General features: G+C 68.8%; 12 protein-coding genes and 1 pseudogene. 11 read left to right on the top strand and 2 right to left on the bottom strand.

Features of this window, described 5'->3' with window-relative positions:
- Positions 1-7 precede the first annotated feature (7 nt).
- Positions 8-652, bottom strand: a complete 645-nt coding sequence (locus ABEA62_RS04800) for a relaxase domain-containing protein (RefSeq protein ID WP_286216749.1) — start codon at positions 650-652, stop codon at positions 8-10.
- Positions 653-1,269: 617 nt separating this feature from the next.
- Here ABEA62_RS04800 and ABEA62_RS04795 point away from each other — a divergent pair.
- The 11 genes from ABEA62_RS04795 (at position 1,270) to lnt (ending at position 13,337) form a co-directional block, all read left to right on the top strand.
- Positions 1,270-1,866: a DUF305 domain-containing protein gene (locus ABEA62_RS04795; protein WP_286214459.1), complete on the top strand. Its 597-nt coding sequence runs from the start codon at positions 1,270-1,272 to the stop codon at positions 1,864-1,866.
- 163 nt (positions 1,867-2,029) lie between these two features.
- Entirely contained in the window at positions 2,030-2,212 is a 183-nt protein-coding gene (locus ABEA62_RS04790; protein WP_345378861.1) for a hypothetical protein, read from the top strand.
- Positions 2,213-2,448: 236 nt separating this feature from the next.
- A complete protein-coding gene (locus tag ABEA62_RS04785; protein ID WP_345378859.1) occupies positions 2,449-3,261 on the top strand; it encodes a prolipoprotein diacylglyceryl transferase in 813 nt (270 codons plus the stop codon).
- Between the two features lie 192 nt (positions 3,262-3,453).
- Complete coding sequence (locus ABEA62_RS04780) at positions 3,454-4,167, top strand: response regulator transcription factor (RefSeq protein ID WP_286214462.1); 714 nt, start codon at positions 3,454-3,456, stop codon at positions 4,165-4,167.
- 38 nt (positions 4,168-4,205) lie between these two features.
- Positions 4,206-5,321 (top strand): sensor histidine kinase, encoded by a 1,116-nt coding sequence (locus ABEA62_RS04775; RefSeq protein ID WP_286214463.1) that lies wholly within the window; start codon positions 4,206-4,208, stop codon positions 5,319-5,321.
- 25 nt (positions 5,322-5,346) lie between these two features.
- On the top strand, positions 5,347-5,694 hold the full coding sequence (locus ABEA62_RS04770) for a hypothetical protein (RefSeq protein ID WP_345378855.1): 348 nt from the start codon (positions 5,347-5,349) through the stop codon (positions 5,692-5,694).
- Entirely contained in the window at positions 5,691-5,936 is a 246-nt protein-coding gene (locus ABEA62_RS04765; protein WP_286214466.1) for a DUF2933 domain-containing protein, read from the top strand. The genes ABEA62_RS04770 and ABEA62_RS04765 overlap by 4 nt, the downstream gene beginning before the upstream one ends.
- 256 nt (positions 5,937-6,192) lie before the next feature.
- The gene (locus tag ABEA62_RS04760; RefSeq protein ID WP_345378852.1) at positions 6,193-9,057 is read left to right on the top strand and encodes a heavy metal translocating P-type ATPase; all 2,865 of its coding nucleotides are present in this window, start codon (positions 6,193-6,195) and stop codon (positions 9,055-9,057) included.
- Positions 9,058-9,076: 19 nt separating this feature from the next.
- Positions 9,077-9,400, top strand: a complete 324-nt coding sequence (locus ABEA62_RS04755) for a metal-sensitive transcriptional regulator (RefSeq protein WP_286214472.1) — start codon at positions 9,077-9,079, stop codon at positions 9,398-9,400.
- 229 nt (positions 9,401-9,629) lie between these two features.
- Positions 9,630-11,600 carry a Na+/H+ antiporter NhaA gene (gene nhaA, locus ABEA62_RS04750; protein WP_286214473.1) on the top strand — a complete coding sequence of 657 codons (1,971 nt, stop codon included), beginning with the start codon at positions 9,630-9,632 and terminating at the stop codon, positions 11,598-11,600.
- A 99-nt stretch (positions 11,601-11,699) separates the two neighbouring features.
- Positions 11,700-13,337, top strand: coding sequence for an apolipoprotein N-acyltransferase (gene lnt / locus ABEA62_RS04745; protein ID WP_345378846.1), 1,638 nt, complete (start codon positions 11,700-11,702; stop codon positions 13,335-13,337).
- A gap of 684 nt (positions 13,338-14,021) precedes the next feature.
- Here the strand turns inward: lnt and ABEA62_RS04740 are convergent.
- A pseudogene (locus ABEA62_RS04740) lies at positions 14,022-14,423 on the bottom strand (transposase); the annotation flags it as partial.
- Positions 14,424-14,440 lie beyond the last annotated feature (17 nt).

Here is a 14,440-nt window from a genome sequence, read left to right as displayed (position 1 = left end):
ATGTCACCTAACCGTTCACCACGCCCAAGGCGGTGGCGATCACCCCGGTGACGGGCATCCGCGCGATCCCGCCGCGCCCGACCCTGGTGGCCGCGACCCGTTCCTCCAGCATGGTCATCGTGTCGCGCATCGCCGTGTGATGGGCCTGCGCAATCAGCGATTGCGTCCCGGCATCGGCGACACCCCACACTGCGCTCAGCGACTTCGGCGGTGAGAACGTCAGATCGAAGCCTGCAACCGCGGTGCGCGACTTCTTCGCAACCTCCTCCTCACGGATGCGTTCGATGGCGTCCTGCCGTTGCGCGCCGGTCAACGACGAATCCAGCCGTGCAACCCTCGCTGCAATCCGCTCGCGCGGGGGTCGCAACCGCGGATATGGCGACCCGAGCTTCTCCCCGGTCACTGGATGGACACCCTCGCCGAGCAGCCGGGCGAGGTGCTCCTCGGTCACAGTGTCGCCGTCCGCGAGGGCCGGACCCTGGCCGGTGTCGAGGCTGGACAGGCCCGTGCCAAGCCACGTTCCTGGAGGGCAGCCGGACTCGGTGTAGTAGCGGGTCAGAGGGGTGCCCATGTCCCGCTCGCCGTCGCCCGCGGCGACCGACTTCAACAGGTATTCGTACCCGCGGCCCGACGACATCACGCGGATCGTCATCACCACGGCCGACCCCTTCCGAGACGATCTCGGAAGGGGCCGCCTCAGCGGTCAGGTGCGCCCGGCACGCCCGCTCTGCACCCTTGGTGCCAACCGTGTGGGGGAACCTCAGGACTCGGATCCGGCCTGCAACGTCAAGCACCCCCGCGAACCTGACTTGTCCTGTCTGACCTCACGGAGCCGGGGGCCCCGCCGGCTACGTCCTCTCCGGCCTACCGCATGGGCTCCCTCGCGTGTCTCTCGTGAACGGCGTGGGTGCTCGTGACCGGTCCTCTCTCAGGTGCTGGCGCCCCTCGGGGCTTTTCGCCCGGACCGCTATGAAGGGCCGGCTGCGCTTCTATAGGGGCCGCTGGAGAGTCCGGTGTCCTGTGAACTGCTCCGGCGCACGAAGGCAGTGGGAGACGATCCCGGTTCTGCGCAGCCAGACGGCCGACGCTGTTGCTGGCACTGCCGATCTTGATCGGACCTTCATGGTTCGACGATCGGGCATTGACCCCGACACACGAGACTGAAGGCTCGATGTCTGCGACGGGTGGTGACAGCTCGATCGTGACGACTTCTGGTGGAAGCCGCATGCACAGGATGAGGAGCGAGATCTTTTGAGTACGAAGACGAAGTTGACGGCCGTAGTCGGGGCAGCGACGCTGGCGATTGTGCTGGCGGCCTGCGGGTCGCAGTCTGAACCATCCGGGGCCGAGGAGTCGCCGACTGCGGACTCGACTCAGACCGGTACAGCGGTCGAGCACAACGAGGCCGATACCGAGTTCGTGCAGATGATGATCGTCCATCACGAGGGCGCGATCGAGATGGCCGACCTCATCGTGGAGCGGGCCAGCACCGAGCAGGTGCGCGAACTGGGTGAGCGGGTCCGCGATGCCCAAGGTCCTGAGATCGAGCAGATGACCGGCTGGCTGGAGTCCTGGGGCGAGGAGCTGCCCTCCGACATGGACCACGGCGGGATGGACCACGGCGGCATGGACATGGGAGGCATGGATCAGCAGCAGGCGATGGAGGCCCTGGGGAACGCCGACGGCGCCGAGGTTGACCAGCTGTTCCTGGAGCTGATGATCGAGCACCACCGCGGGGCCATCGAGATGGCACAGGATCAGATCGACAACGGTCAGAACACGGACGCGATCGCTCTGGCCGAGGACATCATCGCGGCACAGGAAGCGGAGATCGCTGAGATGGAGCAGATGCTCGAGGGATCTTGACTGTAGCACCCTGTCGCAACGTTGCCGGTGCATCGCAGCGTGACGTGCTTCATCGAATGTTGATCGAACCCCGACCGGTTGCGTGGAACGCGGGGACGAACATGGGCCCGACCGCAAGTTCGCGCGCCGGTGCGAGAAGGTCGAGACGAGATCGGAGGGCCCCGTGAGTCCAGCAAGTACGACCGTGCCACGCGTCACCGTGGTGTCGGCACCAGCGTGCCACTTCTGCGAGGACGCCGACCAGGCTCTGGCGAAACTGGAGGGTGAGTTCGTGATTGCTGTCGAGCACGTCGCGCTCGACAGTGACGCCGACGAGCTGCTCGACATCGCCCTCGACAACCTCTAGCCCACCCACCCCCGCTCACCGACACCCCGATGGAGGACACGATGACCACCTGTTGCCGCGAGAACTCGCCTGACCGAACGCCCGCCGCGGACCGGCAGTGCTGCGGTGCCCACGCCGCCACGCAGTCGCCCACCGGCCAGGACGCCTGCTGCATGACGCCCGACGGCTCGGAGCGCCTCAGCGAAGCCTCCGACCGAGCGACCTAACCGGCGGCAGCCTCACCACAGGAGCACATGATGCGACCGATCCTCTTCTCCGTCCTCGGCCTGGACATCCAGACCTACGGTGTCAGCAAGGCGTTGGCGGCGCTGCTCGGCGCCTTCCTGCTCGGACGTGCCTTCGAGCGCCTCGGCCTGAAGAAGGATGACGCTCACGCACTGGTCCTCTGGGCGACGGTCTGGGGGTTCGTGGGTGCGAAGATCTACCACCTGCTCGAGAACCTGCCGAATCTCACCTGGCATCATCTGGGCGGAACCGGGTTCACCTGGTACGGCGGACTGCTGGCTGGTGTCGCCTCCGCGCTCATCGTCATCCGCCGTAGGCGCCTGCCCGTCGCTGCTGTCGCCGATGCGGCCGCCATCCCGTTGACCCTGGCCTACGGTGTCGGCCGTCTCGGGTGCTGGTTCTCTGGTGACGGCACCTACGGCAGGCCCACCACACTTCCGTGGGGCATGACGGTCTCCGACGGTGCGGTTCCGACCGACGTGCCCGTCCACCCCACGCCCCTCTACGAAGCTCTCGCGGCGGTTCTGATCGCGGCTGTGCTGTGGAGGCTGGCCCGCCGTCAACGGCCACCCCTGACGATCTTCGCCGGCTACATGATCCTCAGCGGTGGTGCCCGGTTCGCAGTCGAGTTCCTGCGCATCAACGACCCGGCGCTCTTGGGCCTGACCCAGCCACAGCTGTGGTCGATCGCCAGCGTGCTCGCCGGTGCCGTCCTGATCGCCATTGTCCGCCGACGCAACCCGCAGGACATCGACGCATCACCTGTGGCAGCGCCCGGTCGCTCACTCGCGCCAGGAGATCTCTCGTCCTCGACCCCCTCCTGACCCGGCAGAGATGCTCCGCCAGACGAGAAGTTCTCAGGACGGGAGCACGTCCACGCGGCGCGCGGTGCAAGCCCGGAGCGCCGCCCGAGACCCGCACGTCGCAGTCACGCCGTCGCTGTTTCCCACCCATGGCGCCTACGAGGAAGGTCGCGCTGACTGCCCTTTGCGGGGGTGAGCAGACACACTGGAGTCATGAGTACCTCCCCTTCCTCCGGTCGCCGTGCCCTGGTTGTCGACGATGAGCAGGCACTGGCGCGTGTGCTGGCCGGCTATCTGGAACGGGACGGTTTCGAGGTCGACCTCGCCTTCGACGGGCACTCCGCGGTGGAGCTGGCCCGGCAGGGCGACCCGGTGGTGGTCGTGCTCGACCTGGGCCTGCCGGGCATGGATGGGATAGAGGTTTGCCGGCAGGTCCGCACCTTCTCGGACTGCTACATCCTCATGCTCACCGCACGTGCCGAGGAGATCGACACGTTGATCGGGCTGTCGGTCGGGGCCGATGACTACATGACCAAACCGTTCAGCACCCGCGAGCTCATCGCCCGGATCGGCGTCATGCTGCGACGACCCCGCGGCACAGGACCCCAAGACGCCGCCCACGAGCCCCTGAGGTTCGGCGCGTTGAGTATTGACGTGCTGGGACGCGAGGTGCATCTCGACGGCGAGCCGGTGGCGTTGACGCGTACGGAGTTCGACGTGCTGGCCGCACTGGCGGCCAATCCCCGGCAGGTGTTCACGCGCCAAGCGTTGATCAACGTGGTGTGGGGTGGGGACTGGGTGGGCGATGAGCATCTGGTGGACGTGCACATCCTGCACATTCGCCAGAAGCTCGCCGACAGCGCCACGGAACAGAAGTACGTCCGCACGATGCGCGGCGTCGGGTACCGGATGGGCACCGGCCAGTAAGCGCTCGAGAGACTTCGGGGCGCGCACGTGGGATCGCTGTGCGCCTGATCATCGCGATGGCCCTGGTGATCCTCGCCGGGGGAATCACGGCTCTGCTGGTCGCGGCTCTGGTGGGCCCGGTGTTCTTCCACCGCCACCTGATCGAGGTGGAGAACTCTCCCGGGACGACCTTCGAGCACGCCGAAGCCGCTTTCATCTCGGCCAGCACGCTGACCCTCGCCATCGCCCTGGGGGCCTCCGTGGTGACATCGCTGGCCGCCAGCCTGATCCTGGCCCGCCGGATCGGCACCTCGCTGGGCACCATGTCCACCGCCGCCGCGCAGGTCGCCGCAGGGCGGTTCGAGGCCCGCGTCGCACAGCCAAGGGTCGGTGCGGAGTTCGATGAGCTGGCCGACGCCTTCAACGATATGGCCGCCCACCTCGATCACGACGAGGACCTACGACGCCGACTGATGGCCGACGTCGACCACGAGCTACGCACCCCGGTCACCACAATCTCCGCCACCGTGGACGCCCTGGAGGACGGGGTGCAGGAGCTGAGCCCGCAGACCGTCGAGGTCCTGCGCACCCAGGCCTCACGCCTGACTCGCCTGGCCGCCGACCTCGCCGCCGTCACCCGGGCCGAGACCGGCGACCTGCACCTGGACCGGCAGCCGGTAGCGCCGGAAGAGTTGCTGGAGGTGGCCGCGCAGTCCGCCCGCGACCGGTATGCCGCCACCGGCGTCACCCTGGTCGTCGAAGCTGGCCCACACCTGCCCGTGGTGTCGGTGGACGCCGACCGGTTCGGGCAGGTCCTGGCCAACCTGCTGGACAACGCGCTACGCCACACCCCCAACGGCGGCCGGGTCACCCTGGGCGCGAGCCGCCACGGCGCCGGTGTGCGGCTGGTGGTGACCGATACCGGCGAGGGCATCGACCCCGTCCATCTGCCCCACCTGTTCGAGCGCTTCTACCGCGTCGACACCGCCCGCGACCGAGACCACGGCGGCTCAGGTATCGGACTCAGCATCACCCGGGCGCTCGTACACGCCCACGGCGGCACGATCACCGCCCACAGCGCCGGCACCGGCACCGGCACCAGGTTCGTCATCGACCTCCCCGCAGCGGCAGCGACCACCGCCGCGAGCGATCGGTACGCCGCCGATCTTCAGTGAGACTTCATAGAGCGACCGTCTCTTCTTGATCCACCTGGCCCAGGCTGGAAGCAAGCCACCGGTGGGGACCCACCGGGGTCAGGGCAAGGAGACCGTGATGGGCCTGTGGTGCAACCAGATGGGCGTGGGCGGCTGGGTCGCGATGATCGCGCTGTGGGTCGCTGTGTTGGCCGTGGTCATCTGGGCGGTGTGCCGGATGTTCCCCACCCCCCATCAGCGGGCCGACCGCGACGTCGACCCGCAGGCGCTCCTAGATGCCCGCCTCGCCTCGGGCGAGGTGGACCCCGAGACCTACCGGACACTGCAGTCCCACCTCGCCTACTCCCCCCACTTGGCCGACCCTGAGCCGGTCACGACGAAAGGACCACGATGAAGCACCACCTCAAGCACATGGCCATCGGCGCGGTCGTCATCCTCGCCGTCCTGCTGGCTTTCGGCGTCGATCTCGGCCAGGCGTTGCCGTACGCGATCCTGCTGGCCTGCCCCTTGGGGATGGTCGCGATGATGTTCTTCATGAACCGACAAGGCGGTCACAACCACGGCGGCTCCACGGGCCAGGACGCGGGGCACGAGCACACCACGCCGACCCGTGAGGATCACGAACGCATCCCCTGAGGCCATCCCGCGAGCCGTCGGCCCTTCCGTTCCGGCCGGCGCGGGCGTAGCCGCTGACCCCCTGCAGCGCGCACGCCCGCGCCGGCCTCGTCATTCCTTCAGAACGCGCAACGCATGTCCCGCAGATCCGTCGCCTTCATCGAATCTCCATCGATCTGTTAGGGCAGCGCAGGGTCTACGCGCTTACCGTCATAGATACCCCCACCGGGCATCCGAGGGGTTCGAGCCATCTGGCCCAACAGGAAGGAACGACGTCATGGGAACCCTCGCCACGCTGGCCGCGGCCCTACTGCTGACGGCCCTGATCGGCTGGTACTTCTTCGGCCCGAAGAAGTCCCGGCGCGCCCAGGTCGACGGTGGCGTGCAGGTCGTGACCGTCTCGGTCAAGGGCGGCTACAGCCCCGACGTCGTCGAGGTCGTCCAGGGCGTCCCGGTGCGGATGGTCTTCGACCGTCAGGAGTCCGGGGACTGCTCCTCCCGGGTGGTCTTCCCCGACTTCAAGGTCAACCAGTCCCTTCCCGCCTATGCGACCACGGCGGTGGACTTCACCCCCCAGGAGATCGGTGAGTACGGCTTCGCCTGCGGGATGAACATGCTGCACGGCAAGGTCCGCGTGGTCCCGGGCGCCGCCAGCGCTGTTGGTGCCGACTCGGGTGCCGCGGCATCGTCGAGCGCGCCCGGGAGTGGTGGCGTGATCGCACCCCCGCGCCCGACCGAGGAGACCTCGCCCCTTGCGGGCGGCCCGCACGGCCACGGGGGCGGCGGCAGTGCTGCGGATGTGGTCAGTGGGCCGGTGGCGATGCATGTGGCCGAGGATGAGTCGGTCGATGCGGAGGCCGCCGAGCGCGCGGCCGAGGTCGCCGATCTGCGTCGGCGGGTGATCGTCGGTGCTGTGCTGACTTTCCCGGTGCTGGTGGCGGTGATGGCCCATGAGCTGTTCGGGGCGATGTGGCCTGGGGTGCTGCTGGAGCCGTGGTTGCAGCTGGTGCTGATCGCCCCGGTGATGGTCTACACGGGCTGGCCGATCCACCGCACCGGGTGGCTGGCGCTGTCCCACCGCACCGCCGAGATGAACTCCCTGATCACGCTGGGCACGATCGCGGCGTTCGGGTTCAGCCTGGTGGTGACCTTCGTCCCGGACGTGCTGCCGGCCGATGCCCAAGAGGTCTACTACGAGGCCGTCGGGGTCATCATCACCCTGATCTTGCTGGGCCGGCTGCTGGAGACCAAGGCCAAGGCCGGCACCGGTGAGGCGATCCGCGCCCTGATCGGCCTACAACCGCGCACCGCGCGCGTCATCCGCGGCGGTGAGGAGTTCGAGATCGCCGTCAGCGACGTCCAGGTGGGCGACGTGATCGCGATCCGCCCCGGGGAGAAGCTGCCCGTGGACGGCGAGGTCAGCGAGGGAACCTCGGCCGTGGATGAGTCGATGGTCACCGGCGAACCGATCCCGGTGGTCAAGTCCACCGGGGACACGGTCATCGGTGCCACGATCAACCAGACCGGTGCGTTCCGCTACGTGGCCACCAAGGTCGGGGCGGACACCATGCTCGCCCAGATCATCCGCCTGGTCCGCGAGGCACAAGGATCCAAGGCCCCGATCCAGCGCCTGGTGGACAACGTCTCCAGCTACTTCGTGCCCGCCGTGATCGTGATCGCGGTCTGGACGTTCGCGATCTGGTCGCTGGTCGGCCCACCGCCGGCGGGGATCTTCGCCCTGGTGGCCGCGGTCGCGGTGCTGATCATCGCCTGCCCGTGCGCCTTGGGCCTGGCCACCCCGCTGTCGATCACCGTCGGCACCGGCAAGGGCGCCACCCACGGCATCCTGATCCGTTCCGCCGAGGCACTGGAGACCGCGCACAAGCTCACCACCGTGGTGCTGGACAAGACCGGCACCATCACCAAGGGCGCCCCGTCGCTGACCGACGTGCTGCCCGCCGACGGGTTCGACGACACCGAGCTGCTGGGCCTGGTCGCCGCCGCCGAACGCGACTCTGAGCACCCGCTCGCGGCCGCGATCGTGGCTGGCGCCGCCAGCGCCGGACTCACCCTGAGCGCAACGCAGGACTTCACCTCGATCACCGGCCAGGGCGTGCGCGCCCTCGTCAAGGGCCGCCAGGTCCTGGTCGGCAACAAGCGCCTGCTCACCGGCGCCGGGATCGACCCCACACCCCTGACCGGCGACCTCGAACGTCTCGCCCGAGACGGCAAGACCCCCATGCTCGCCGCTGTGGACGGTCGCCCGGCCGGGGTGATCGGCGTGGCCGACACCCTCAAGGACGGCTCCATCGAGGCGATCGCCGCCCTGCACGCACGCGGGCTGGACGTGGTGATGATGACCGGCGACAACCGCGATACCGCAGCGGCCATCGCCCGCCAGGTCGGCATCACCCGTGTCCTGGCCGAGGTCATGCCCGAGCACAAGGCCGCAGAGGTCAAGCGCCTGCAAGCAGGCGGCGGGATCGTGGGGATGGTCGGCGACGGCATCAACGACGCCCCAGCCCTGGCCCAGGCCGATGTCGGCTCAGCCATCGGCACCGGCACCGACGTCGCCATCGAGTCCTCCGATATCACCCTGATCTCGGGGAACCTGTCCGGTCTGGTCACCGCGGTCGACCTCTCCCGGGCCACCATGCGCAACATCCAGCAGAACCTCGGATTCGCCTTCGGCTACAACGCCCTGGGCATCCCCATCGCCGCCGGAGTCCTCTACCCCGCCTTCGGGCTGCTGCTCAGCCCGATCATCGCCGCCCTGGCCATGGCGCTGTCCTCGCTGTCGGTGGTCGCCAACTCCAACCGGCTGCGCCGCTTCACCCCCGCACCCGTGCCCGCGGCCATCACAACGCCGTCCACGGCCACCGAACCGGAGGTCGAGGTGGGACACGACCCCAACAACGACGAGATCACCAAGGAAGAGACCGCCATGACCCACCACCACGAGCACGCCTCGCACCACAACGCCACCGTGACCGACCCGGTGTGCGGGATGAGCGTGGACCCGGCCACCGCGGCGGCCACCCGCGAGCACGACGGCGTCACGTTCGCCTTCTGCTCCGCCCACTGCGCCGCCACCTTCGACGCCGACCCCCACCGCTACGGCCACCCGCACCCGGCCCACTAGGACCACCGCCGACCACGCCGTGAAGGCACGCACACCACGACCGACCCGACCCAGGAAGGACCGCCATGATGACTACGGAACCGACCGCGAGGCCCTCGTGCACCGGCTGCACCGGATCGAAGGACAGGTCCGAGGTATCGAGCGCATGGCCACGGAGGACGCCTACTGCATCGACGTCCTGACCCAGGTCGCCGCTGCCTCACGCGCCCTGCAGTCGGTGGCTCTGCTGCTCCTGGATGACCACCTGCGCCACTGCCTCACCGAGGCCGCCCGAGCCGGGCCGAACATGGACGCCGAGGTCACCGAAGCCTCTCAGGCCATCGCACGCCTGGTACGCAGCTAGCGGCCCTGCCCAACCACCAACGCCCCTGACCCGCCGACTCGTTCGGTGGCGCACCGCTGCGGCCTTGAACCGGCCCACGACCACCCATGGAGACCGACATGGCGCACCAGGCACGGATGCGGCACACGCCGCAACCACGGCAGCCGCGACCGCTCCCGCCTCGCGCCCGCGTTCGTCGGCACAAGCGGCAGTGATGGACCGACAGGCCGCCCCGGTCACAGCACGCACCATGCCCGCCGGCACCCGCCGCGGACCGCTGCGCCGGTTCGTGGCGATGGAGAACTCCGGGGCGATCGTCCTCATCGTGGCCACCATCACCGCCATGGCCTGGTCCAACTCCGCCTGGGCCAGTACCTACGAGGCGCTGTGGACCACCCGGCTGGGCATCCAGGTCGGAACCTGGGAGCTGTCCAACAGCCTGCGGGACTGGGTCAACGAAGGACTGATGGCGCTGTTCTTCTTCGTCGCCGGGCTGGAGATCCGCCGCGAGTTCGACATGGGCGAGCTGCGCGAGAGGCGACGTCTGGCGGCCCCGGTGTTCGCCGCGTTGGGCGGCATGGTCGTGCCCGCACTGCTGTACCTGGCCATCAACGCCGGGGCGGACTCGATGCGCGGCTGGGGCATCGTGGTCGGCACCGACACCGCCTTCGCACTCGGTGTCCTGTCGCTCTCGCGTGGGGTGTCCCCGCGCGTGCGCACATTCCTGCTCACTCTGGTGGTCATCGACGACGCGATCGCCCTGACCGTGATCGCCGTCGCCTACACCGACAGCCTGTCCCCACTGTGGCTCCTGATCGCCGTGGCCGCGTTCGGCCTGATCCTCGCCTTGCGTGCCGCCGGTGTCCGTCACCTGTCCGTCTACGCCCTGGTCGCGGTCGGGATGTGGCTGGCAGTGTCAGCCTCGGGGCTGCACGCCACGATCGCCGGGGTCGCCGCCGGGCTCGTGGCCACCGCCTACCCGCCCGGACGCGAAGGGCTGCGCCGGGCCGGGGTGTGGTGGCACCGCTTCCGGATGGCACCCACCCCCGAGCTGGCGCACCGGGCCAGCCGGTCCATGGCCCAAGCCATCTCACCCAACGAGCTGCTGCAACGGATCTTCCACCCCTGGTCCAGCTATCTGATCGTCCCGCTGTTCGCCCTAGCCAACGCCGGCCTGGCCCTGGACGGGGACACGCTCTCGCGCGCGGCCACCTCGCCGATCACCCTCGGGATCATCGTGGGCCTGGTCATCGGCAAGATGATCGGGATCGTCGGCTCCACCTGGCTGGCCTCGCGTCCTGTGTTCGGTGGTTTCCCCATCACCGTCGCCTGGCCCAGCCTGATCGGCGCGAGCGCGGTCGCGGGCATCGGCTTCACCGTCTCCCTGCTGATCGCCGACATCTCCTTCGTCGGGGACCAACTGGAGGAGGCCAAGCTCGGCGTCCTGGTCGGCTCGACGCTGGCCGCCGCTCTGGGCTTCACCGTGTTCCGCGTCGTGGCCGCACTGCCCAGTCACGTGCGCACGGCCGGAGCCGCTCACCTGGCAGCACCGCTGCCCGACCTGGCCGCACCGGTCGAACCCGACATCGATCACGTCCTCGGTGATCCCGACGCCCCGGTGATGCTGGTCTGGTACGCCGACCTGCAATGCCACCACTGCGCGCACGCCACCACCACCATCGACCACCTCCGCGCCCGGTTCGGCGCCGACCTGGCCATCGCACACCGCCACCTGCCGCTGACCGACATCCACGCACACGCCCAGCTCGCCGCTGAGGCAACCGAGGCCGCAGCCTCCCAAGGCCGGTTCCAGGCCATGTGGGACGCCCTGCTGGACCACCAGGATGACCTCTCCCGCGAGCACCTCACGACGATCGCCGCCGGTCTCGGGCTCGACACCGACCAGTTCACCGCCGACCTACGCTCGCGCCGCCACGCCCCGCGCATCGAACGCGACATCACCTCCGCCGACGACTCTGGTGTGATCGGCACCCCCACGTTCTTCATCAACAACCGCCGCTACGACGGCCACCTCGACCTCGCACCCCTGACCGATCTCATCGGCGAGGCCCTGGCCACCGCACCCGACACCCGCCCCCTGGCCCCGCATCCGTATCCGCGTCCGCCCGAGCGCTTCGGGACCAGCCCGGCCGCTCACGTCGACCACGACGGCGGGCACCACGACGCACACGATGCGCCGTGCCCGGCACGGAGGGACTGAACCATGGTCCTGCTGTCTCACCGTCCACCGCGACCCGCCGGCGGCACCACCGCACCACGAGCCGGACGTGCCGCAACACGATCCGCACGCTTGGTCAGCGTGCTGCAGGCCGCCGCCGGTGGTCTGCTGACCGAGACCGCCTTCCCGGACCGGTCATGGTGGCCGATGGCCTTCGTCGGCGTCGCACTCCTCGTACTCGCACTGGACAGGGACTCCCCACGATGGGCTGGGCTGGTCGGCTTCGTGTGGGCGCTGGGCCTGTTCGTCCCGCACCTGTACTGGGCCAACGAAGCAGCCGGGGTCCTGCCCTGGCTCGCCCTGTCCGTCCTGCAGGCAGCGCTCGTGGCCGTCGGCACCACAGCCTGGGCGCTGACCAGACGCGTGCCACGCCTGAACCGATACGGGCCGCTGCCGGCAGCCGCGTTCGCCCTCGTCTGGGCCGCCGCCGAGCAACTGCGCTCCAGCTGGCCGTTCGGGGGGTTCCCCTGGGCGCGTCTGGCCTTCTCCCAGACCGAGGGCCCGCTGCTCACCCTCGCATGGCTAGCAGGCGCGCCCCTGGTCTCTGCCGCCGTCGCCTTCGGCGGGTTCACCCTCGCGGCCACACTCACCCTGGTGCGAGCCCACCGGCTCCGCTCAGCCGCACTGACGGCAGCCGCCACCATCGCGCTGCCACTGGCCGGTGCCGCGATCCCGCTGGACACCGACCCACAGTCCGGGACGCTGCGGCTCGCCGCTGTCCAGGGCAATGTCCCCGACGACGACACCCAGGGCCCTTCCCGGTCGCGTGTCATTCTCGACAACCACGTAGCCGGAACCCTCGCCCTACTTGACCAGGTCGCCCCCGGTGACCTCGACGTCGTCCTGTGGCCAGAGAACGCCACCGACATCGACCCCCGAGCCGACGACGATGCCTGGCGCGCCGTCGACGAGGCCGCGCAGGCCCTCGATGCCCCGATCCTCGTCGGCACCGACCGGTACATCGACGCCGGCCGCTACAACGACATGCTGCTGTGGGAACCGGGCGACGGGCCGACGTTCTCCTACTCCAAACAACGACCAGCACCCTTCGGGGAGTACATCCCTCTGCGGCCCTTCGTCCGCCTCTTCTCCGCCGAGGTCGACCGCGTCTCCATCGACATGATCCCCGGCCAAGAACCAGCCATCGTCCCCATCCTCGTTCCAAGGCTCGACCGGGACGTCCCCGTCGCGACCGTCATCTGCTTCGAAGTCGTCTACGACGCACTCATCCGCGACGCCGTGGTCCAGGGCGCCGAACTGATCGTGGTCCCCACCAACAACGCCTCCTTCGGCTTCACCGCCGAGTCCACACAACAACTCGCCATGTCCCGGCTACGCGCCGTCGAGCACGGTCGCGCCACCGTCCAAATCTCCACCGTCGGAGTCAGCGCGATCATCGCCCCCGACGGCAGCGTGCTTCAACAGACCCAACTCTTCACATCCGACCAGATGCTCGCCGCGCTTCCCCTACGCACATCCCTGACACCTGCCGATCAGCTCGGCGAGTGGCCGACAATCGCCATCGTTGCGCTGTCCCTGGTGGCGCTGCTCAGCAGGCTCGTAACGACGCTGGGAAGTTCGCGGCGTGACCGTGCCGCGATCGCTTCAGGCGCAACGGGTCCGGCCGAACCTTCGTCAGAACTTGATCGCCGCTCAACGCAACCGGGTGCGGGCACCAGGCAACCTGAGCTGGATGATGCAGACGCCACCGCCAACTGAGGAACTTGCCTCGCCGACACCTCCCGCAGCGCGGGCCACAGGTCTGCGCGCGGTCTGGACAGCACTCACCGGAGCTACTGGCGTCGTTGTCGGGTTGGCCCCCCACGTCCTGCACCACGTCGCGCCCATTTTCGGCACAGCACTCGTTGCCGGCACCACCGGTACCGCGCTGTTCGGTGCGCTCGGACTCGGGGCAGCGACTCCAATGCTGATCCGACTGCGCCGACGCTTCAACTCTTGGTGGGCACCAGCGATCGCACTGATGACCTTCATTGGCGCCTTCTTGATCTCCACTCTCGTCTTCGGCCCCACGATCAGCGGCACCCTAGACACTCCCCCCACGCTACCGAGCGAACCGGCAGACCCGATCGAACACGACTCACACCACCCCACAGACTCCTAGCTGGCGGCTCTGCGTGACGGGGGCAAGGGATGAAGCATGTGTAGACCTGCGCGACGAACAGTACAGCGCCCGCAACCACGACGACCGCGCGGCGAACTACCACGCTTCCAGTTCCGCACACCCGCGGAAGCCCGTGCGATTCGTGCCAATCCTTGCCCGCACTGCGACTGTCCGCGCACCGGTCGGCCCAGCGACGTACGACTGCGTGAAGCTGATCATCGTCCGCTCGGGCTCGGCGCTTCTGTCTGGCGATTTCGGCGAGACGGTGGTTGAGGGGCTCTTCACAGATGGGGCTGTAGTTGTGGCCTGAAGCCGCCGGCTTCGAGCAGCGAGCGGGCGATGTAGTGGGTCAGGTTCCTGAAGCCCAGGGCTGAGCCGCGTAGGTGCTCGAGTCGGCCGTTGATCGCTTCGGTGGGGCCGTTCGATGTTCCGGGGTGGTCGAAGAAAGCGAGGATGTCGTGGGCTCGGTTGTTCAGCGTGCGGCCGAGCCGGCGCAGCTCGACGAGTGCGGCCGGGATGCCGGTGCGTAGCGACTCGATCAGCGCCGCGAAGTCGGCGCGCGCAGCAGCCCGGTCGGGGTTGCGGTAGGCGGTGATCATCCGCTGGTAGACGCCCCAGGTGACTTCGACCTCAGCGTGGTCGTCGGCGTCGAAGAGGGCGTCGAGCCGGTCCCACTGACGTTCGGGTCTGCCGCACCGAT

The organism is Demequina sediminis (assembly GCF_039545075.1).
GTDB classification, from domain to species: Bacteria; Actinomycetota; Actinomycetes; order Actinomycetales; family Demequinaceae; genus Demequina; species Demequina sediminis.
This window is presented reverse-complemented; position numbering and strand designations above follow the sequence as displayed.

Coding starts and splice junctions, on each gene's coding strand:
- nhaA (WP_286214473.1), top strand. CDS start 9,630: ATGCCCGCCGGCACCCGCCGCGGACCGCTGCGCCGGTTCGTGGCGATG.
- ABEA62_RS04785 (WP_345378859.1), top strand. CDS start 2,449: ATGCGACCGATCCTCTTCTCCGTCCTCGGCCTGGACATCCAGACCTAC.
- ABEA62_RS04760 (WP_345378852.1), top strand. CDS start 6,193: ATGGGAACCCTCGCCACGCTGGCCGCGGCCCTACTGCTGACGGCCCTG.
- ABEA62_RS04780 (WP_286214462.1), top strand. CDS start 3,454: ATGAGTACCTCCCCTTCCTCCGGTCGCCGTGCCCTGGTTGTCGACGAT.
- ABEA62_RS04765 (WP_286214466.1), top strand. CDS start 5,691: ATGAAGCACCACCTCAAGCACATGGCCATCGGCGCGGTCGTCATCCTC.
- ABEA62_RS04800 (WP_286216749.1), bottom strand. CDS start 652: ATGACGATCCGCGTGATGTCGTCGGGCCGCGGGTACGAATACCTGTTG.